We start from the raw sequence: 21,377 nt of genomic DNA on the forward strand, positions 1-21,377 counted from the left end.
GCGCCCATAGCTCAGTTGGACAGAGCAACGGCCTTCTAAGCCGTGGGTCGGGGGTTCGAATCCCTCTGGGCGCGGGAAAAATCAATGGTGGGTGTAGCTCAGCTTGGTTAGAGCACTGGGTTGTGGCCCCAGAGGCCGCCGGTTCAAGTCCGGTCACCCACCCTCTTTTTTCCAGTGTTTTTTGAGATTTATCTAATAGTTAAAGGATATTCCGTCAGGTAGGAATCAAATCACAATAATAAAAGCGGTTGTCCCTCAGGACAACTTCCCCCTTTGCAAATATCAGGGGAATTTGAAAAATGTTCCCTCCATACACGAAAGAATGGAATTCTCCGTTTTCTCCACAAGGATCCACTCCGGCAGGCAGGTCAGATAAAAATTTCTCATCGTATTCTCTGCCTGCGAATGATTTGTCTAATGCTTCTGTATCTATGCATGTGATAACCGCCTTGAATCCCAAAGTTATAAATGTGTTGGCAAGCTCAATGGAATTTTTCCCCCAAATCGGGAATAGTCCCCTCATGCCTATTCCGCTTAGAAAATCTTCCCTGTACCTTCTTATATCTTGTAAGAAGATATCCCCAAATACTACCGAATTGATGCCCATTTTCTTATATTCAAGCACTACTTCACTGAACTTTGATTCATATTCTTGATTTGAGGCATTGTTGGAGATAAAAACATTTTCCAAGGGTATACCAATGGAATCAGCCTGTTGTTCGAGCAGGATCCTTCTTATACCGTGCATGCTGACCCTGTCATAACCTTTTGTAATAGTCGTTATCAAGGCGACTATCTCAAAATTGTCGTTTTTTTGAAGCTCACGGAGAGCTAATACACTATCTTTTCCACCACTCCAAGATAGAAGAACTTTTTCGGGCATTAGTGTTCTCCAAATTTAAGTTTTGATCATTAGAGGATAAATTATTATTAAAAAAAGAGCTTCACCTTATATGGAGTCAGCATTCAGAAGTCTGAATTCAGAATTGAGTATATAATTATAAAGGTAGTTTAGAAATAGACAGTAAAAATTTCAAATCAATTACGGCCTCATTCTCAGATCTTCTACCTAATCTGTAGGAGCGGCTTCCAGCCGCGACAAAGGGAATATATGAGAAATACGCAACCCCGTCAAAAAAGCCTTCGAAACGGTCGGTACATCGAGGCAGGCCTTTTCTACTTTCTTACTTCAGTAACAAAAGACCGTACTCCCTTCTTTCTTAAATCTAACACCGCTCTAACTGTTCTAGATGCTCTGAAATGGCTGGACCAAAAAAACCGAATAATATTGGTGGGTGCGGTGGTTATGCCTGACCATCTTCACTTCATTGCTCAACTGAAGGACGAAACACTGTCTCGGCTGATGCATTCACTGAAAAGCTACACGGCGAATGAAATTAATAAAATTCTGGGTAGACGCGGTCCTGTCTGGGAACGCCAGTATTACGAAAGCGGCATAAGATGTGAGCAGGCTTTGAGGAAGAAGGTCGAATATTGCCTAAATAACCCTGAAAGAAGAGGTTTGGTTGAAGATTTCAGGGAGTATCCTTATTGGTACTGCAGGTATGAACTTTGATCGCGCCAAGATGGCGCTCCTACAGGAGGGGCGAGACGGAGCTGTCGTAGGAGCGGCTTCCCTTCGACCCTTCGATTCTTCGACAATGCTCAGAACTTAGGACTCAGGGCAGGCCAGTAGCGATGATTAAGTCGCACCAATTCGGTACCACTTAAATAAATCATTGCATTATAAACGATGATGGCTTCATTTATTATTGGGTAATATATATTATTCATTGAAAATCAAGCGCTAGTTCCTTAAATGTATAAACAAATAATAAGGCCAATGCTAGACCGGTTGGACTCTGAGACATGGCATGACATAGCCCGCGAATCATTACACGTCGCAGAGATGTCGCCCTTCACCCTTAAATTATTGGAGAAATTTGCCTACAGAGGAAGTCGATTTTTTGATGATCGGCTGCGAGTTTCTCTGGGCGGGGTAGAATTGGAAAACCCCCTTATAGTTGGAGCGGGATGGGACAAGGCCGGCCGTGCCGTGAAGGGGCTATGGCAATTAGGCTTTGCCGGCGTTGAGGTCGGGTCGGTCCTAGAGTATCCACAGGCTGGAAATCCTAAACCTAGGCTGTTCATGCTGTCATCGGGTGTTGCTTTGAATTGGCTAGGATTTAATAGCCCTGGAATGGATGTCGTCGCCAGAAATCTGGATAGTTATAAGGATAGCGGCATACCAATTGGAATCAGTATCGGCATCAACCGAGACGTTGCTGCGAAGGATGCCCCGAGGGCCCATGCTGTAGTGGCAAAGGAGTTATACGATCATGCCAGTTATTTTGTCATTAATATCAGTTCGCCAAATACACCGGGGCTCAGACGACTCCAGGTCAAAAATTCTGTGACAGATATAGCGAAAGCCGTTAATCAAGAAATGAACGCGAAGGGTGAAAGAAAACCCCTGTTTGTAAAAATAGCCCCTGACCTCAATCAAAATGATTTAGATGGCATTATTGACGCAGTTGTTGATAATGGTTTGACAGGAATAATAGCAGCAAACACCGCCGATATTCCTGAGCTGAAAGCGAAATATGGTGAAAGATGGAGATATGTTAATGGTGGCATAAGTGGTGACGACGGGGATTATAGGAGGATGACAACGGGAAAAATAGCCTATATCTACAAGAAAGCCGGCGACCTAGTGGAGATTATCGGGGTCGGAGGCATAAAAGATACCGAGACAGCCCTTGAAAAAATCAAAGCAGGGGCAAAAGCACTTCAAATTGTTACAGGCATCAGGGGGGAAGGCCCCACCTTGCCTGGCAGGATCAACAGCGGCCTTGTCGATTATATGGAGAAAGAAGGGATCAAAAGCCTTGATGAAATAGTGGGAATTGATGTTAGGAAATAATACAATGAACTATAGACGGGACTTTCCAGTCCCCCCTCTTTGGTTCTCCCCCCAACTCATTGGTGGGGAGAGTATGATTGGACGTGATTTCCGAATGTAGCAGCGACCTTAAGGTCGCTATGCTGGCTCGGAGAATTTCGAGAATACTGACCTACCTTATGTCCTATAATGGGCATTAAGCTTCAAGTATTCTATCGTTATATCGCTGGCGATGACGAAAGAACTTGCTTTGCCACTTTTGATGTCTATTGTAACCGTAAAATTTGGCTGTCTCATAACATGCTTAAATTTATTTCCATTCATAACCTCTACACCATTTCTAACAACCCTATAATCCCCAAAATAAAGATCGACCCTCTCGGGATCGAATTTAACCCCCGCTCTTCCGGCGGCTGCAATCAGCCTGCCCCAATTCGGGTCTTCGCCATAAAAAGCGGTCTTAACTAGTATCGAGGACCCGAGTGTTCTGGCGATAAGATTTGCTTCATTCTCGGTTTTTGCGCCCTTAATTATAATCTTTACAACCTTTGTAGCCCCTTCCCCATCTCTCACTATCATCTCTGCGATTTCAGTGTTAAGTTCCGTCAATGCCCTTTCAAACTTGTTATAGGTCCTATCTCCCTCCCAAATCGCCTTATTCCCAAGTATCCCGTTTGAAAGCATGATTACAGCATCATTAGTAGATGTGTCGCCATCAACAATTATCCTATTAAATGATGTTTCCACTGAGCTTTTGAGAGATTTCACCATGGCCCTTCTGGTCAGGTTGATATCAGTTAGAATAAAACATAGCATGGTAGCCATCTGAGGGGCAATCATCCCCGCCCCTTTTCCGACTGCACATATGGTCCCCAATTTCCCATTTATCTTTAACCTTGAAGATGCGTATTTAGGAAACTTATCCGTCGTCATTATTGCCTCAGCCATGTCTACCAATCCATCGTGTCTTAAACTAGAAATCAGATTCGGGACTGCTTTCTCTATCTTTTCCACGGGCAGAAACTCGCCTATTACCCCTGTCGAAGAAGGTATTACAAGTGATTCCTTAATGTTGAGCTTATTTGCTACTATTCTTGTTGTAAGTTCAGCATCCTTGATACCTCTTTTCGCAGTACAGGCATTTGCATTTCCACTATTTGCGATTATTGCCTGACAGAACCCACCCTTAACGCGCTCCATAGCAATAATTACGGGTGCCGCTTTCACAACGTTTGTTGTAAAAACCGCGGCAACTCTTGCCGGCAACTCAGAAAAAATGAGACCCAAATCTTTCTTCTGTTTCTTCTTAATTCCGGCATATATTCCCGAGCTAAGAAATCCTGGCACCTCAATCATTTACAAAGCTCCTCGACCAATTTAAATGACTTAAATTCTCTTCCAGTATGATATTCCGTGAATTTTCGAAAGAGATTTATATACTTAAAAGCCATTCCATGATCCTCATCGATCAATTGTGAATCTAGCAAAAAATCCTTATATAGAACAGGTCCTCTAGTCTTATTCGAGTTACAATTTGAACAAATAAATCCCCCCTTTTTAATGCTGAGGGAAGATCTGTCATCGATAACCCGACCACACCCAGCACAGGAATGAAGGTTGGGCATTAAACCTGACAATTTAAGAATAGAGAGTTGAAACCTCAAAAGTTCCGGAAGGGCGGACCTCCCAGAATCAAGAGAAGAAAATGTGTCTACCAACAGGCTAAAAGTTTTTTCGTTGGGTTCTTCTTTTGGAACGAGGATCTCTATATTCTCCATTATGAAACTCCCCAAAGCAAAGAGATCTACATTCTGCATAAAACTAGAAAAAACACTTATAGTCTCGCAATCCTCAACGAAATTCATCCTGCCCGATCTATTCCGAAAACTAATGCGAAGATGTATAAACGGCTCGAGCCTTCCACCAAAGCGCTTGCTGCTTTTCTTAGCATTCCTTGCAAATCCCGTAACTTTCCCGTAATCCCTGGTGAAAATCGAGAGTATGTAATCCGCTTCACCGTAGATATTCTTTTTAAGTATAAATGACTCAGAGAGCTGCATTAACAATATTATTGTCTAAAATATCATCATAGCAATAAAGAGATAAACAACAGAACCAAATAAATCATTAAACATCGTCAGAAACGGACCAGACGCAGCGGCGGGATCAAACTTTAATTTATACAGGGTAAGAGGTCCAGCAACTCCGATGAATGAGGTAGCGATGGTCGCTGTAACCATTGCTACGAAAACCGCAATGGCCAGTTTTGCGGCTTCTGGCTCGTTCATGCTAATTATCGAGCCAATCACCGCTGCAACTAAACCACAAATCAAACCAATAATCAATCCCACTTTTACCTCTGCAAGAATCAAACTTATCATTTCTCCAAAGTGTATCGTTCCCATGCCGAGACCCCTGATGACAATCGTTACGGTCTGAAGCCCGACATTTCCACCGGTAGCCATTATAGCAGGCATAAATGCAGCTAGGATCGCAACCCGTTGTAGCGTCGGTTTGAATGCATAAATTATCACGAAGGCTATCATAAGCTCTCCAAAGAGTGTTAAGATAAGCCAGGGTGTCCTCAATCTTACTCTTGTGACCGTTGGTGTGTATATTGGATGAAGATATTCTTGAACGCCTGCTAATTGGTACATGTCTTCAGAAGCTTCTTCCGTTATGACATCTATGATATCGTCTGCCGTGATTCGTCCAAGCAGTTCTCCGTTTTCTCCTACCACCGGGAGAGAGAAAATATCATACTTTTCGAATAGATTGCCAACGGCTTCCTGATCCATAGACGGAGTAGCCGTTATTTCAACAGGCGCCATTATATTCTTTACCTTCGTTTTGGGATTTGAAAGAAGCAGTTTTTTTGGCGTGACCACTCCGAGGAGTTTTTCATTTTCATCTACCACGTATATCTCATGAAAATCTTCTACATCTTCAGCGATCAGACGAATCCAATTTATTGCATCTGCGACGGTAGAATCCTGTTGCACCTCAACCAGTTCCTTCTGCATGATACCACCGGCGGAATCTTCAGGATATTTGAGAAGAGTCTCTACTTCTTCCACCTCTTGAGGTGGCAACTTTTCAAGTACCAATCTCGCAGTTTCATCGGGCAATTCTGCAATTACGTCAGTTGCATCATCTGAATCCATTTCTTCAACCAATTCAGCTATTTCACCTAGGTCAAGTGTCTTTAGAAGTTCCTGCCTAACCTCTGGCTCGATCTCTAAAATCACTTGAGAAGCCGTTTCATTATCTAGGCTATTGAGTACCCTCGATTGATCTTCGGGTTCGAGAGCTTGAATCAAGTCAGCAATTTCGAATGGTTGAAGCTTTGAGAGCAATTCCTCAATCTCCTCCGCTTTCCCCTTCAAAATCAAATTGGAAATTTCCTCTTTAGACTTATGTTCTTCCATGATGCCAATTTCACAAATTAGGGTGTAATCAAGCTATTCTAAGTGAGAAACCTAAAATGTAAAGCAATATATGTTCCATTCAATACAAAAAATAATAACTGCATCTTACTTCTTGAAAATTCATGATATCAGATATTGATACTACATATATCAAAGGCAATGATCCAACATCGGAACAACTACTTATGGGAATAATAATATTTAACCACCAGAAAAATTTCTTTATTTTATGATTCCTTAAGATAAGATAAATGGATCGTAATAGAGACAGCGTAAAACATTTAAAAGTTGGTATAGTTAAGAAATAGCCAAATTAAGCAACGATCTATCGTTAATGGAGGTAGTTTGATGCAAGTGGAACAAAACAAGTCTATCGCCTTACGTTATATAGAAGAGATGCACAATAAAAGGAATCTCGATGTAGCAGATGAGTGATTCTCAGATGAATGTAAAATCCATCTGGGACAAGCATCATTTAATGGAGAAAATTATAAGAATATAATACTCAGATCTTCATCTACTTTTTCAGATACAACAACAACCGTAGATGATCTAATTGCCGAGGGAGATAAGGTTGTAACAAGATGGACGAGTCGATTTACTCATCAAGATAAATTTATGGGGGTCGATCCTACATATCAGCAAATAAAGATATCTGGTATCTCTATATACAGGATTAACCAAGGCAAAATTGCTGAAATCTGGATCAGCTGGGACAGGCTATCATTGATGCAGCAACTGGGCATTATTCATCCATAGACGTTTCATAATTCTGAGCGAATATTTTTGGTTTTCCCCGATTCTTTACTGGTAATAAAACCGTTGAGAGGTTTTTTTAAACCGAGTATCTTGCCAACAAACTTATCTTACGTATAGGAATCCGTTGGCAAACCCAATAACATAGCTTATGAATTCATCTTAAACGATCTGTTGCAGGTCCTTATTTATGTCGAAGGGACGGGTAGTAGTTTACTTGGATGCAACTCTAAAAGAACGTCAGGCTATTACCATCCTACTTACCCTGCACATCTAAATTGAGCAAAAACCTATGAACTCATACTTTGGTGGTTTCGTAAGACCAATTATCATATTATAATGTATTGTTGATGGATGTGTTTTAGACTTTAAGTTTAATTATCTATGCTCGGAAATAAATATAAGTTAATTGTCTTATTTTCTCTATCTTATCTCATTGTTATTCAAATGTCGTTCAGAAATAATACGTTTGCTTTGGGAGGAAATAGTATGGAACTTAAAAGCCCTGCGTTCGGAGAAGGGAGTATGATTCCCAAAAAATACACCTGCGACGGTCAGGACATCTCTCCTCCTTTAAAATGGACATCAGTGATAGATGGCACCAAGACTCTTGCTCTAATATGTGATGATCCAGATGCTCCTGGGGGAACATGGGTTCACTGGGTCATTTTTAATCTACCTAGTGACACCAGAGGCTTAACGGAGAGCACGCCCCACCTGAAAGAACTCCCGACCGGTGCTAAACAGGGCACTAATGATTTTGGAAAGATTGGCTACGGAGGACCTTGTCCACCGGGAGGAACTCATAGATATTATTTCAAAATTTATTCCCTGGATACAGATCTCAATCTAGAGCCTGGTGCTACCAAGGCTCAATTACTCCAGGCAATGGAAGGTCATATTCTTGGAGAGGGTCAATTGATGGGTAAATATAAGAGATAATAGTTTTATATAATATGCTAACCATTAAATAAAAAATGAGATCAATGAAAAATATTAAGTTTTCGTGGTAGTTGAAATAATACTGTTTTAGTGAAGTTCCTCACAAGTCCTACTTATTACATCGACAGCACGATCCACTTCTTGAATGGTGTTTTCAATGGAAAAGCTAAAGCGAATACTCGAATAAGCTTCCTCGTCTGTATGACCCATTGCTTTTAGCACATAAGAAGGTTCAGGCTGTAAATTGGTGCATGCAGAGCTTTGCGAGCACCTTATTCCCATTGTGTCTAGTTTCTTTAATAATATTCTTCCGTCTATGCCTCCAAATAAAATGTTTGTTGTGTTGCAGATCCTATCTGAAGGATCCCCGTTTATACTTGTATTTGGCACCGATTCAAGTATTTCAGACTCAAAGTGGTCGCGTAGTTCTCGCATCTTCTTAATGTGATCCTTAAGATTCTTCCGTCGAAGTTCCGCAGCCTTGCCCATTCCCACAATCCCGGAAACGTTCTCGGTACCGGGACGGAAGCCGCTCTCTTGAAAGCCCCCGAAGAAAATGGGTGCTAATAAAAACTTATCCCTACAATATATCGCCCCTATTCCCTGGGGAGAGTGAAATTTGTGCCCCGTCAAAGAGAGAAAATCTACCGCAATGTCATCCATGCTTATTTCTAACTTTCCCACAGCCTGCGCTGCGTCCGTATGAATGATTTTTCCATTTTCATGACATATAGCGACAATTTCTGCCAATGGCTGAATGACTCCCGTCTCATTATTTACCCATTGAATCGATACAAGATCTATGTTCTCCCTAACAAGTCGTCTCAGTTCCTCAAGGTCTATATGTCCCCTTGAATCGACGGGGAGCAAAATAATATCAACACCCTTAATCCTTAAATGACTGCACATCTTTCGGATCGACGAATGCTCAACGGTAGTCGTTAGTATACGACAGCGCTCACTCTTGCTACGTGTAAAGGAGTAGAAAGCCATGTTATTAGCTTCTGTGCCAGAGCTTGTGAAAACTATATTTTTCGGATCAGCTCCTATCAACTGTCCCAGTTGCTTTCTAGCTCCTATAATATACTCCCTAGCCCTCTCCCCTGCCGAATGAGAGCTAGATGGGTTCCCAAAGCCGCCGCTGAGAATCGGAAGCATTGTTTTAACCACATCCGGTAAGGGCTTTGTAGTCGCATTATTGTCTAAATAAATTTCTATGTTTTCCATCAACAGTTTCGAGCCTTTTATATTACATAAACAGTATAATATACAAACCTATGACCTGTACAGTAAATATTAATCACTGGAGAACAACTATTGAATCATAAGCAACAAGCGGTTGGATAGGTAGTCCAGTGTCGGTTGATAAGACCAGGTTTGCTTCATGCTTGAGCTTATACCGAAATTATTTTTTGCTCCTAATCAAGTTATAATTAATATTCAAACAACATGGCTATTATCACAATTTCAGAAAATCTGGATGGCTTGGGTAACGAGATTGCAACTAAGGTCTCACAAAGACTAGGTTTTTCTTTAGTCGATAGTACCTTAATGCTGAGGGATTTGATCGACACAGGCTCTCTAGACAATAAGAGCTTATTCGATTATGTGTCAAAGAAAAAAATTCCTCCTGAAATAATAAAAAATCTAATCATTGAAAAAGCACTTAGGGATAATGTCGTCATACTTAATCTAGGCGGAGAAGTCTTATTTCGGAAATTGCCAGGGACATTACATGTAAAGGTGCGGGACAGTAACAGCTATCGGGCAGACAAAAGGGCTTTAACGCAAACTAGAAAAAATTATATAAGCTTCATAAGAACACTTTTTCGAAAAGAAAAAATAGGAGCTGAATTTTATGATATACAGATAATGTTAGAGAGACTGGATACTGATTTTGCAGTGGATCTGATACTCGCTGCAGTTGAAACCAAAGGTATAACCATGAAGGCTGGAATTACATGGAAGGCTCTTCAGCTACTTAAGTCAAGCTTGAGAAAAAAAGAAAGGCGTTTTAATGCAGCCAAATATGTTAAAAAATTTACAATGCCTTCATTTGCCCACCATAGCGAAAAAGAATTTGCGAAGGTTCTGGATTTTTACAGGATAAAATGGGAGTATGAGCCTAGAAGCTTTCTTCTTAAAGCCGATAAAAACGGGATGGTTAAAGAGGAGTTCACACCTGATTTTTATCTTCCTGAGCTAGACCTTTACATAGAACTCACAACCCTTAAGCAAAAGCTTGTTACAAAGAAGAATAGAAAATTGAGAAGATTAAAAAAGCTTTATCCCAACGTAAACATTAAATTATTCTATGGAAGGGATTATAATAAGTTACTGCAGAGGTTCGGAATTAGATAAAAAAAAGCGACCCCAAGTGACCTCGTTCCTCTTGAAAACCACTTTCTCTACTCGAGTCTCCTCTTTCGATACTCTTTGATTAGTTTTCTAAGTAGCCTCAGCCCCTTGGAATCGCTTATATATATTTATACAAAATATAACTCCCCATGTCAAGAGAAAATTTTTAAATATAAAATATTACTGAAACTCAGCAAGTTATGATACACTTAATCCAAGTAATTGACGATAACACTTATATGAGATAATCCAATACGCTATCTGAAGTACATATTTGTACTCGGCAGTGAAAGTTCACAATATCAAAAGTGCTTGAAGACATACAAAAAATACTAATTACTGAAAAAGAGATTAATGATAGGGTAAAGGAATTGGGTGCGAAGATTTCGCAAGATTATAAAGGAACGAATCCTGTTTTAGTCTGTGTGCTGAGGGGTGCAATCGTATTTATCTGTGATTTAATAAGACAGATTTCCATACCCATAACCCTGGATTTCTTGTCTATTTCAAGTTATACAGGTAACAAACAGACTGGAATCGTAAGAATATTAAAGGACTTAGATGAGAACATTGAGAATAAAAGCGTAATCATGGTTGAGGATATTATCGATACGGGGTTAACCCTTAACTATATACTAAGGACTCTAAAAGCAAGGAAACCGGCTAATGTCCGAGTATGCGCTCTCCTTGATAAAAAGGTAAGACGAATCGTAGATATACCGATTGATTATCGCGGCTTCGAGATACCAGATGAATTTGTTATAGGTTACGGAATGGATTACAGACAGCAGTATAGGAATCTACCATTCATCGGCGTTCTTAAGGAAGAAATTCTGGGAAGTTGAGTACGTAAAAGCGTCATCATCGCAAAAATTTGCGAAACTCGTTCATAATGACCAGATTGGAAACAATTTTTAGGCGACTTCGGATCTCATAGGCTCATTTATCCCCTTGTGAGAATAGACTTATTCTCAAATGAAAACGAGAATTTTGTTGACTTCGCTTTCTGTTGTAATTATTTCATCCGTATTATTTACGCTAAATTCTCTTGCTCAGCCCGGCGTACTCGTTTTTAAGCGACATGGAAATGATTTCAGAACGATACCTCTTGAAAAACTTAAAAAACTTATTCCACCACTTAAAGTAGAGGCGTTAGAACCTCAAGAATCCGTAAAACGAGAGTACGTTGGCTTTCCCGTAAACCAACTCCTTACGATAGTTTATGGTAATAGCTGGAAAGATGCCGATGACATTTTGTTTACATGTAAGGACGGCTATCAGCCATCTATTCCCACAGAAAACTTCATAAGATTCAATAGCTACCTTGTATATGACCGTCCAGACAACAAAGAATTTACATTAATAAATAAATTGCAAAATGATGAACTTGTGAAGCTCGGACCGTTTTACCTCATATGGGATGATATTAAATCCCCTGAGGTCCTAAAAATCGGCGCTGTGCATTGGCCTTATCAAATAACAACAATTGACCTTATAAACTTCTCCGACCGTTTTCCCCATATGGCTCCGCCCCAGAATAGCCCAAATTCGGTAAGGAGTGGATTCAATTCCTTTAGAACGTATTGCATGAGTTGTCACACAGTAAACGGCGAGGGTGGAAAGAAGGCACGAGAGCTTAATTACCCGGTTAGCGTAACTGAATATTTCAAAGAACCCTGGCTAAAAAAATGGATCAACAACCCAAGAGACATCAGCTACAATTCAACCATGCCAGCCCTGGATCCCAACGTCGAGGATAGAGAAAGGATCATCGAGAACATTATTTCCTATCTTAAAGTCATGAAGGATAATAAACATAGACCCAAATCATAATGTAAACAAGGAATAAAACAAACCGCCAATCTAATTGTTATGAGGTATGAGGGCGACGATCCGGAGCGGCCCTCCACTGCCACCTTTGATCTTCATAGGCAAGGCAAAAACGATTGCCCCTTTAGCAGGCAATTTGTCCAGATTAGCCACGTTTTCAAATGCCGGCACGCTTTCATTAAATAATGTGACGTGTGATTTAAATAACTGCGATTGACCATAATCTATACTTGCCGTATCCAATCCTATTGCCTTTAGTCTTCGATTTTCAATCAACCACTTTGCCGCTTCCGGGTCCAATCCTGGGAAGTGAAGATTCTTCACGGCTTCTTCACCGCGATTTTCTGTTCCCAGATATTTAACCTTATCCGGCCAATATTTTGAGTAACCGGTGTACAATAAAACAATCGAATCATCCGGAATCCGACCATTTTCATCCTCCCATTCCTTGAAATCGTCGATTCCTACCTGATAATCCGGGTCAACCGAGGCCTTTTGTGAAACATCAATAACAACAGCAGATCCAACCAGTTGTTCTATAGGAAGTTCGTCGACTGTCCTTTGGCCCTCTGCGAAATGAATGGGTGCGTCGACATGAGTTCCACCATGTTCAGCAGCTGAATAATTTTTCGCTTCATAAAAGAACCCCTTGTCTGTAATGCCCTTGAATACGACTTCGGATTTGAAAGGTTGGGCAGTTGGCCAGTAGATTGTGTCGGAGGAGAAATCATGTGTGAGGTCAACCCATTCCCCTTCAGGAAATGAGTTTGATTTAGAACACCCTAGAATAGTAATCAGGGTTGATAACAATAAAGCCGGCAAATTATAACTGGACATGTTATCTCCCTCTCTATGTACAAGTTCTTGACAAGATTATATAGTGGGTGTGATAATATCAAGAATTCACAAGCCAGAATGGAGGAATAATTTTATGACAAGAGCTTGGAGCAGAATAATCCTAGCTTTTTCTTTTGCAATATTATTGCTGAATATTTCATGCGAAGAGCAGAATACCGGCACCAGGATACTAACATTTCCTGGTGGGTTGGCAGTGGCAGAAGATGGCAATATATTTTTAACCACGGTAAGTCCGCCGACAGTATTACGAGTCGATCCCGATTCAGGCGGGGTTACAACAGTTTCCGGAGGCGGCGTTGGCAGTGGACCGGGATTTTCAGCTCCCAGAGGGCTTACAATTGATGATGCAGGAATACTGTTTGTAACAGACTCCGATCTCGGGGCTGTTTTTAGCGTAGACCCTCTTACCGGTAATCGCAATATCATATCCAGTTCAAGCGTTGGTTCCGGTACAGACTTAAAAAATCCCGTAGATGTTACGGTGGGGTTCGATGGGAATCTAGTCGTCGCTGACCCAAACCTTAAGGCACTCGTTATGATAAATCCCATAGATGGTAACCGCACCATAATATCCGACAGCGACATTGGTACTGGGACTAATTTTAAAGCACCGGTAGGTGTCACCGCCGATGATGAAGGAATATTATTGGTAGCGGATCAGTTCCGTAGAGCAGTTTTTGCAGTCGATCCTGATACGGGAGACCGAACTGTGATATCGGACAGGAAGACCGGCAATGGTTCATTATTCAATCAAATCTCCGGTCTAGCCCTTGATACAGATGGTAATATAGTTGTTGTTGACACAGGGGGTAATAGTGTTATTGGTGTAGAAATTCTGACCGGAGACCGTGATACCATAACAGGACTTTTTATCGGTTCAGGTCCAATACTTCAGTTTCCCAGGGCAATTGCAGTTGAGGACGACGGAAATATCCTGGTTTTTGACAGTTTCAATTTTAGCCTTTTTCGAGTTGACCCCATAAACGGCAATCGAACTGTACTGGTAGACGTTGGTTAATAAATGTGTTTTTTATGTAGCATAAATTCATAATTATACAAAGCTAATCCATAACTTATTAAAACGATTATAATTCATGAAACAATTTAATGTACTCTTTCTCGGTAATCATATCACTTACACTCTCTAACCTGTCTAAAAATACTATTCCATTTAAATGATCATATTCGTGTTGAAATATCCTTGCTATGAAATCTTCTAATTCCTCCCTCTTCTTACCCTCATTCCTGGTCGTATACTCAACGGCGATGGATTTGTGACGAGGTACCAATCCCCTGATTCCCGGTATGCTTAAACATCCTTCCCAATCCTTAACCATGTCATCGGAGCGAGATATAATCTTCGGATTTATTACCTCTAGAGGTTCCGTTTTTGGTGCATCGGGATACCGAGGGTTTGGATGAGAGTAAATTATAAAAATTTGATAGGACTCATTTACCTGCGGAGCAGCAATCCCCACACCATTTACCGCACTAACAGTCTCAGTCAAATTGTCGATTAGATTCTGAATATATTCATCGCCAATATTATCCACATGTTTAGCTTTCTCTCTTAATATTGGATTACCAAGCTCTTCAATTTCCAATATCTCGGCCATTTCCCTCAATTATAATACCAATATGAATTTAATAAAGAACCTGGTCTTAAATGTTTGAATATATCCAATAATAATGGGAGAATTTTTTGGAACGTATTTGGTTTTCTGTAAATGATACATAAACTCTCAGATTTAAAATTAACAAGACTCAATAATGTTGACAAAGGCTCAACGAATATGGTAATGGTTGGCATGATTCCTGTCATGGTGATATTGAGAACCAAGATTCCGGGAGGAGACGACCCTAAAACACCTCTTTTCTGGGGTATTATGTCACTTGCAACAATCGCTGCCTCTTTCACTGCTTACCCAATAAACTCCTGGATGGTAAGAAGGGGTCTCAAACACGGTATGATGACAGCAGTTCCGGCTTCCCAAGCTGCAGCCACGATGTCTATGCCAATGCACCACGAAGGCGGACACATATCCACGTCAAAAGCCGTTGGAGTTTTTATAATTACCATTGCCTTGCTTGCAATATCAGTCTGGTTTACTAAACTTTTTGTGGAACTCAGGCTCTGGTAGGAAATTATGAAATGGATAAAAAACCTGGTGGGTAGGGAGACCTTGATCACGGGTATAGACCACGTTGCGATAGTTGTAAGCGACATGGATAGGTCTATAGAGTTTTACAATGAGGTGTTAGGACTGAGTATACTGAAAGATGGACGAATCGAAGGGGGAAAGAAAAAGTCCTTTCTCGGAACTAAAGACCATACTTTAATCGCCTTAACAGAAGATAAAAAACTCAATAGAGATAAAGCTCAAATTGTGGAGAGCGTTGCGCACGTGGCTTTTGAAGTGGATGATGTGGAAAAAGCGAGCAAGACACTTAAGAACAAGGGGATCTCATTTATTGAAGAAAAGGTCGAAAAGGACGGGAAGATAAAAGCATATCACTTCCTCGACCCCGATGGCCTTGAATTAGAGATTTACGGTGAGACGGGAGAATCAGTACCACCCTATTGACTTAGATTTTAATCAATTTCACTAAACTTCTGAGGCAAGACATTAGACTTCCCAGATTGTTTGAAGTGTTCACTAAACTCAAAAACGTCTTTTATCTCTAGGCGTTTGCAAACTGCAAAACTATCACAATCAGTCCGTCATGTGACTAATTCAATTTGCGAGTCGGGGAGATTTTAGGTATAAAATCATGACTCCATTACCATACTTGAGGTATTTCATGGACCTGAAACAACTCGCTAAACAAGTTTCGTATAAATCAAGAATTAAAGTTAGTTTAAAGGACATAGAAAGGCTGTTAGGTGCTCTAAAAAAGGACAAAAATCCGTGGGAGGTTATAGACAAGTCCGATTTTCCGGTACCCGCTGTTTTCGAGTCAATTAAGGCATTGGAGAAAAGCGGATTCGTTTCGGTATTGGACAATGGATTTTACCTTACAGACGACGGGCAAAATATTGCAAAAAAACTGCATCCTGTTGAAGATATTTCATGTAAGTCTTGCGAAGGAAGGGGAATCATCTTAGAAAAATTTTCAGAGATCAAAGATAAGTTTCTCAGAATTCAGAAAAGACGTCCTGTTCCGTTGAGGAAATTTGATCAGGGATACGTCACCCCTACAACTACTCTTTCTCGCTTTGCAATCGCCTATGAAAGGGGAGACATATATGGAAAGGAAATATTCGTGCTTGGAGATGACGATCTGATAAGTATCGTTCTTGGGATCAGCCGCCTACCTAAGAGAATAACCGTTGTAGAAATTGACAAGAGGCTAACCGATTTCATTCAGGAAACCGGTGTAAAAGAAGGGTTCAAAGTCGAGGTTCACACATTCGATCTAAGGCGTTCTATTCCTAATGAACAAAGGAATAAATATGATACCTTTTTCACCGATCCGCCTGAGACATTGAAAGCCGCTGATGCTTTCATAGGTAGGGGAATAGCCGCACTTAGAGAACCCGGCTCAGCTGGCTATTTCGGGTTGACAAGAAGAGAGGCATCACTTACAAAATGGCATGAACTACAGAAAATGCTATTGAAGTATCGCATCGTTTTTACTGATATCATTCATAATTTCAATGAATATATAAACTGGGGCTACGAAGAGGATACGAAAGCCTGGAAGCTTTCGCCTATAAAGGTTAAACCTAAGAAGAACTGGTACAGGTCAGCCCTCTACAGATTTGAAACGCTTGAAGGATTCAAAGGGAATACAAAGGACTATGGAAAAGAGAACATTTACGAGGATCATGAAAGCTCTACAACCTGAATATGTAATACGATACTCTTTAGCCACGAATTTAACACAAATTAACTTGAGTGAAATTAATTTGCATCTTGCATCGCGAACCAATAAATGCCTAAAAGAACGGATATCAAAAAGATTCTCTTAATAGGCTCGGGGCCTATAGTAATAGGTCAGGCCTGTGAGTTTGATTATTCCGGAACGCAAGCCTGTAAGGCACTTCGAGAGGAAGGCTATCAGATAGTACTCGTAAACAGTAACCCAGCTACAATAATGACAGATCCAACGGTCGCAGATAGAACCTATATAGAACCGCTCGTACCTGAAATTGTTGAAAAGATCATTGAGAAGGAACGTCCTCAAGCCTTACTTCCAACTCTTGGAGGACAGACAGCCCTAAATATCACCGTTAAACTTGCCGAGACAGGGGTTTTAGAAAAATTCGGAGTCGAATTAATCGGGGCAAAACTAAGCGCAATAAAAAAAGCCGAGAACAGGGATCTCTTCAAAGAATCAATCAAGAAAACCGGCCTGAAGGTCCTACCAAGCGGAGTTGCTCATTCCATGAACGAAGCATGGAATGTTGTAAACAATATTGGATTTCCGGTTATCATTCGCCCCTCTTTCACACTAGGAGGTACTGGAGGAAGCGTAGCTTATAACAAGGAGGAGTTTGAAGATTACGTGAAAGCCGGCCTAGATTTAAGCCCGGTTAGTGAGATACTGATAGAACAATCAGCATTGGGCTGGAAGGAGTTTGAGCTTGAGGTTATGAGGGATGGAATGGATAACGTAGTCATAATATGTTCAATTGAAAATTTTGACCCAATGGGTGTCCATACCGGAGATAGCATAACGGTTGCACCAGCCCAGACCCTGACCGATAAGGAATATCAGAGGATGAGAGATGCCGCCATCGCCATAATCAGGGAGATCGGAGTTGATACAGGGGGGTCAAACATTCAATTCGCAATCAACCCGGCAGATGGCGACATGGTTGTCATTGAGATGAATCCAAGGGTCTCAAGGAGCTCGGCCCTTGCTTCAAAAGCCACCGGGTATCCAATCGCTAAGATAGCAGCAAAGCTTGCCGTTGGATATACCCTCGATGAGATTCCGAATGATATAACTCGTTATACCCCTGCTTCGTTTGAACCTACAATTGACTATGTCGTAGTAAAAATCCCAAGATTCGCATTTGAAAAATTTCCACAGACCGAGCCTCTGCTCACGACTCAAATGAAATCCGTCGGTGAGGTTATGGCAATCGGAAGAACATTTAAGGAAGCATTACAGAAGGCTATACGTTCTCTTGAAATTGATTCTTCGGGGTTCGAGTCAATCACAACAAATTTAGACTTGATTAGAGAGAAATTAATAATCCCGAACCATGAAAGATTATGGTACATAGCCGATGCTATTAGGTGTGGAATGGATGTTAAGGAAATAAACATTTTAACAAAGATTGACAGATGGTTCCTTGAAAATATCAGACAAATTGTTGAATTGGAAAATCAGATAAAGAAATTCAATTCAGATGATTTGCCAGGTCCCATTTTGAGACGAGCGAAGGAATTTGGGTTTTCAGACATAAGATTAGCCGAGCTTGTAGATACAAGCCAGGATGAAATCCGAAAAAAGGCCGAAGAACTGGGAATTAACAAGGCATACAAAATGGTAGATACATGCGCCGCTGAGTTTGAGGCATACACTCCGTATCTTTACTCCACTTACGACGGGGAAGACGAGGCGTTACCAAACCAGAAAAGAAAGGTAGTCATTTTAGGAGGTGGACCAAACAGGATCGGACAGGGTATAGAGTTCGATTATAGCTGCGTTCATGCATCTTTCTCATTAAAAGAAGAAGGATTCGAGTCCATTATGGTCAATTGTAATCCAGAAACCGTTAGTACTGATTATGACACATCAGATAGATTATATTTTGAACCCCTTACATTGGAAGACACTTTGTCAATCGTTAAAAAGGAAAAACCTTCAGGAGTGATCGTACAACTCGGGGGTCAGACGCCTCTTAAGCTCGCAATTCCACTCGAGAAGAGGGGTGTAAATGTCATCGGCACGTCTCCCGAAAACATTGATCTTGCCGAGGACAGGGAACGATTCAGAGACCTAATAATACAATTAGGGCTAAAGCAGCCTAAAAGTGGTATAGCAAGGAGTGTAGGTGAAGCAATCCGAATAGCTTTCGAAATCGGATTCCCGGTAATGGTTAGACCCTCTTATGTACTTGGTGGACGAGCCATGGAAATTGTTTACAGCGAGAGAGCACTAATAAGCTATACTAAAGAGGCGGTAAAGGTATCGCCCAACCAGCCGATACTCATAGACGAGTTTATAAAGGATGCCAAGGAACTAGATGTAGACGCCATCTCCGACGGGGAATTAGTAGTTGTTGGAGGCGTCTTGGAGCACATAGAAGAGGCGGGGGTCCATTCCGGGGATAGCGCCATGGTGATCCCTCCCTTCTCCATAGATAATTCTCTAATTGACGAAATAGTGCGGCAAACGAAGGTTCTTGCTTTAGCCCTCAATGTAAGAGGTTTGGTCAACATTCAATTCGCGATTAAAGATCAAGATGTATATGTGCTCGAAGTAAATCCGAGGGCAAGTCGCACTATTCCATTTGTTAGTAAGGCCATAGGAATTCCACTCGCTAAACTGGGAACAAAGGTCATGCTAGGGAAAAGTCTGAATCAACTAGGGTTCACAAAAGAAATTTTGCCAAAACACATATGTATAAAAGAATCGGTTTTCCCCTTTATAAAATTTCCAGGCGTAGATACCATTCTAGGACCGGAAATGAAATCAACGGGGGAAGTAATGGGTATAGACACTGAACTCCGACGTACATTTGCAAAGGCGCAGATAGCAGCAGGCACATTCCTCCCCCTCGAGGGCACAGCTTTCGTCAGTGTTAAGGATGATGATAAGCCGAAGATAATACCTATAGCTAAGAAGCTCAAGGATCTTGGTTTTAAACTGATGTGTACAATGGGTACCGCTTCATATCTAGATAAGCATAAAATCAATTGTGATACGGTAAACAAGGTCATCGAAGGAAGGCCTCACGTCGTGGACCACATAAAAAATGGCGATGTACAACTAGTGGTCAACACTACCTTTGGCGAAAAGGAGATTTCACAATCCTACTCAATAAGAAGAGAATCACTTATCAAAAACGTTCCATACTTTACAACCATCGCCGCTTCAAGGGCTGCAGTAGATGCTATAGAGGTATTAAAAATGGAAGGGTTAGAGGTAAGAGCGCTTCAGGATTACTATAATGATACTACAAATTCCAAATTACAAGCACCAAATTTCAAATAAATGTAAAATCCGAAATTCTAATGCTCAATGCGTTTGGAATTTATAATTCGATTATTGAAATTTCTTTGTGATTTGGTGCTTGGAGATTGAGATTTATCTTTGATTTTATCGTCGAAGCTTGTTAATTTAAAGTATAAGAGAGCAAACTAAATGTGTTCTGATAGGGTTCCAATAACACCGGATGGCTTTAGGAAGCTTCAAGAAGATCTAAATAGGTTAATTTCTGTAGAGCGTCCACAGGTCATAAAGATGATAGCACATGCAAGATCACTAGGAGACCTCACGGAGAACGCCGAATATGAAACCGCAAAGGACAGGCAGGGTTTTATCGAGGCCAGGATAAAAGAGCTAAAGAGTAAGATAGCGAGAGCGGACGTAATAGATCCTGAAAAGCTTCCTATAAAAGACCGAGTCATGTTTGGCGTACGCGTGAGGCTTGAGGATATTGAAACCGGAAATACCCTTACGTATCAGCTCGTAGGACCAGATGAATCAGTACCCGAAAAGGGACTAATATCTGTAGCATCCCCTCTTGGTAGAGCGCTACTTGGAAAGCGAGTCGATGAAGAGGCTCGGGTTCAAACACCCGGTGGAATACGGGAGTTTGTAATCTTGGAGATTGAATGATTTTCCTTCCCAATTTCTATTGGATGTTCAAAGCCTTGGGTTGAAAGACATCGCGCAGGCTAAATGGCCCAAAGCAATCTCAAGCATAACCAGAGAGTGCTTGGGAGTCGATCGCAATTGCAAAACCCAGATATTTCGAGGACAGAATTTTTAAAAGTATTTTCTTCATTTATCTTAATGCTCCAAGGGACGCACTGCTCTGCCGTCCTGCGTCATTGCGAAATTTGCCCTTCGATTCCCTCAGGATAAATTCCGAAATTGAAGCAATCCCACGCCGTGTCAAACTCAGTTATTAGGAATCCATAAAAATACCTCTGGATCCCCGATAACTATCCTCGGGGATGACATAACCACTAAAAATTTAATTCAACCGCAACCCGCAAATTTTTTTACCGTCTTCGTTCCGGATTTTCTTAACGCAATTTTTGGAATGCCGTTGAAGTCCTTTTCATTCCGAAAAGGATTTAATGAAAATAAATCCATTCATAAAATTGTAAGAATTT

At 41.0% G+C, this 21,377-nt stretch carries 19 protein-coding genes and 2 tRNA genes; 14 read left to right on the forward strand and 7 right to left on the reverse strand.

Translation table 11 applies throughout. The features are described from left to right. A tRNA-Arg gene (locus VGA95_12705) sits at positions 1-74 on the forward strand. A gap of 13 nt (positions 75-87) precedes the next feature. Beyond that, positions 88-162 (forward strand) — tRNA-His (locus VGA95_12710). Positions 163-214: 52 nt separating this feature from the next. Here the strand turns inward: VGA95_12710 and VGA95_12715 are convergent. Beyond that, positions 215-883, reverse strand: a complete 669-nt coding sequence (locus VGA95_12715; protein ID HEX9667400.1) for an ATP-binding protein — start codon at positions 881-883, stop codon at positions 215-217. A 228-nt stretch (positions 884-1,111) separates the two neighbouring features. Here VGA95_12715 and VGA95_12720 point away from each other — a divergent pair, with 228 nt between their 5' ends. Then, complete coding sequence (locus tag VGA95_12720; protein ID HEX9667401.1) at positions 1,112-1,576, forward strand: transposase; 465 nt, start codon at positions 1,112-1,114, stop codon at positions 1,574-1,576. 243 nt (positions 1,577-1,819) lie between these two features. Further along, a complete protein-coding gene (locus VGA95_12725) occupies positions 1,820-2,923 on the forward strand; it encodes a quinone-dependent dihydroorotate dehydrogenase (protein HEX9667402.1) in 1,104 nt (367 codons plus the stop codon). 156 nt (positions 2,924-3,079) lie between these two features. Here VGA95_12725 and argJ read toward each other — a convergent pair whose 3' ends face one another. From argJ to mgtE, 3 genes are read right to left on the reverse strand one after another with little or no spacing between them, the layout of a single operon-like run. Beyond that, the gene (gene argJ / locus VGA95_12730) at positions 3,080-4,258 is read right to left on the reverse strand and encodes a bifunctional glutamate N-acetyltransferase/amino-acid acetyltransferase ArgJ (GenBank protein ID HEX9667403.1); all 1,179 of its coding nucleotides are present in this window, start codon (positions 4,256-4,258) and stop codon (positions 3,080-3,082) included. Then, positions 4,255-4,962: a DNA repair protein RecO gene (gene recO / locus VGA95_12735; GenBank protein HEX9667404.1), complete on the reverse strand. Its 708-nt coding sequence runs from the start codon at positions 4,960-4,962 to the stop codon at positions 4,255-4,257. The genes argJ and recO overlap by 4 nt, the downstream gene beginning before the upstream one ends. A gap of 15 nt (positions 4,963-4,977) precedes the next feature. After that, entirely contained in the window at positions 4,978-6,330 is a 1,353-nt protein-coding gene (gene mgtE / locus VGA95_12740; GenBank protein HEX9667405.1) for a magnesium transporter, read from the reverse strand. A gap of 1,245 nt (positions 6,331-7,575) precedes the next feature. Between mgtE and VGA95_12745 the strand changes: the two genes are divergently transcribed. Further along, on the forward strand, positions 7,576-8,028 hold the full coding sequence (locus tag VGA95_12745) for a YbhB/YbcL family Raf kinase inhibitor-like protein (GenBank protein HEX9667406.1): 453 nt from the start codon (positions 7,576-7,578) through the stop codon (positions 8,026-8,028). 87 nt (positions 8,029-8,115) lie between these two features. On the opposite strand, the gene VGA95_12750 is transcribed toward VGA95_12745, so the two are convergent. Next, complete coding sequence (locus tag VGA95_12750; GenBank protein ID HEX9667407.1) at positions 8,116-9,255, reverse strand: cysteine desulfurase family protein; 1,140 nt, start codon at positions 9,253-9,255, stop codon at positions 8,116-8,118. A 222-nt stretch (positions 9,256-9,477) separates the two neighbouring features. Here VGA95_12750 and VGA95_12755 point away from each other — a divergent pair, with 222 nt between their 5' ends. The 3 genes from VGA95_12755 (at position 9,478) to VGA95_12765 (ending at position 12,219) form a co-directional block, all read left to right on the forward strand. Continuing rightward, entirely contained in the window at positions 9,478-10,389 is a 912-nt protein-coding gene (locus VGA95_12755; GenBank protein ID HEX9667408.1) for a hypothetical protein, read from the forward strand. A 305-nt stretch (positions 10,390-10,694) separates the two neighbouring features. Then, positions 10,695-11,231, forward strand: coding sequence for a hypoxanthine phosphoribosyltransferase (gene hpt, locus VGA95_12760; GenBank protein HEX9667409.1), 537 nt, complete (start codon positions 10,695-10,697; stop codon positions 11,229-11,231). A 148-nt stretch (positions 11,232-11,379) separates the two neighbouring features. Next, a complete protein-coding gene (locus VGA95_12765; GenBank protein ID HEX9667410.1) occupies positions 11,380-12,219 on the forward strand; it encodes a cytochrome c in 840 nt (279 codons plus the stop codon). Positions 12,220-12,249: 30 nt separating this feature from the next. Here the strand turns inward: VGA95_12765 and VGA95_12770 are convergent, their stop codons facing one another. After that, positions 12,250-13,053, reverse strand: a complete 804-nt coding sequence (locus VGA95_12770; GenBank protein HEX9667411.1) for a cyclase family protein — start codon at positions 13,051-13,053, stop codon at positions 12,250-12,252. A 94-nt stretch (positions 13,054-13,147) separates the two neighbouring features. Here VGA95_12770 and VGA95_12775 point away from each other — a divergent pair, with 94 nt between their 5' ends. Continuing rightward, entirely contained in the window at positions 13,148-14,092 is a 945-nt protein-coding gene (locus tag VGA95_12775; protein HEX9667412.1) for an NHL repeat-containing protein, read from the forward strand. Between the two features lie 67 nt (positions 14,093-14,159). On the opposite strand, the gene def is transcribed toward VGA95_12775, so the two are convergent. Then, complete coding sequence (def, locus tag VGA95_12780) at positions 14,160-14,690, reverse strand: peptide deformylase (protein ID HEX9667413.1); 531 nt, start codon at positions 14,688-14,690, stop codon at positions 14,160-14,162. A gap of 111 nt (positions 14,691-14,801) precedes the next feature. Between def and VGA95_12785 the strand changes: the two genes are divergently transcribed. The 5 genes from VGA95_12785 to greA all read left to right on the forward strand — a co-directional run bounded on the left by VGA95_12785 (position 14,802) and on the right by greA (position 20,874). Then, positions 14,802-15,215 (forward strand): DUF4396 domain-containing protein, encoded by a 414-nt coding sequence (locus VGA95_12785; protein HEX9667414.1) that lies wholly within the window; start codon positions 14,802-14,804, stop codon positions 15,213-15,215. 6 nt (positions 15,216-15,221) lie between these two features. Next, a complete protein-coding gene (locus VGA95_12790; GenBank protein ID HEX9667415.1) occupies positions 15,222-15,659 on the forward strand; it encodes a VOC family protein in 438 nt (145 codons plus the stop codon). Between the two features lie 217 nt (positions 15,660-15,876). Beyond that, a complete protein-coding gene (locus VGA95_12795; GenBank protein HEX9667416.1) occupies positions 15,877-16,923 on the forward strand; it encodes a bis-aminopropyl spermidine synthase family protein in 1,047 nt (348 codons plus the stop codon). An 87-nt stretch (positions 16,924-17,010) separates the two neighbouring features. Beyond that, the gene (gene carB, locus VGA95_12800) at positions 17,011-20,247 is read left to right on the forward strand and encodes a carbamoyl-phosphate synthase large subunit (protein ID HEX9667417.1); all 3,237 of its coding nucleotides are present in this window, start codon (positions 17,011-17,013) and stop codon (positions 20,245-20,247) included. A gap of 150 nt (positions 20,248-20,397) precedes the next feature. Continuing rightward, on the forward strand, positions 20,398-20,874 hold the full coding sequence (greA, locus tag VGA95_12805) for a transcription elongation factor GreA (protein HEX9667418.1): 477 nt from the start codon (positions 20,398-20,400) through the stop codon (positions 20,872-20,874). Positions 20,875-21,377 lie beyond the last annotated feature (503 nt).

The organism is Thermodesulfobacteriota bacterium (genome assembly GCA_036397855.1).
Lineage (GTDB): Bacteria > Desulfobacterota_D > UBA1144 > Nemesobacterales > CSP1-2 > DASWID01.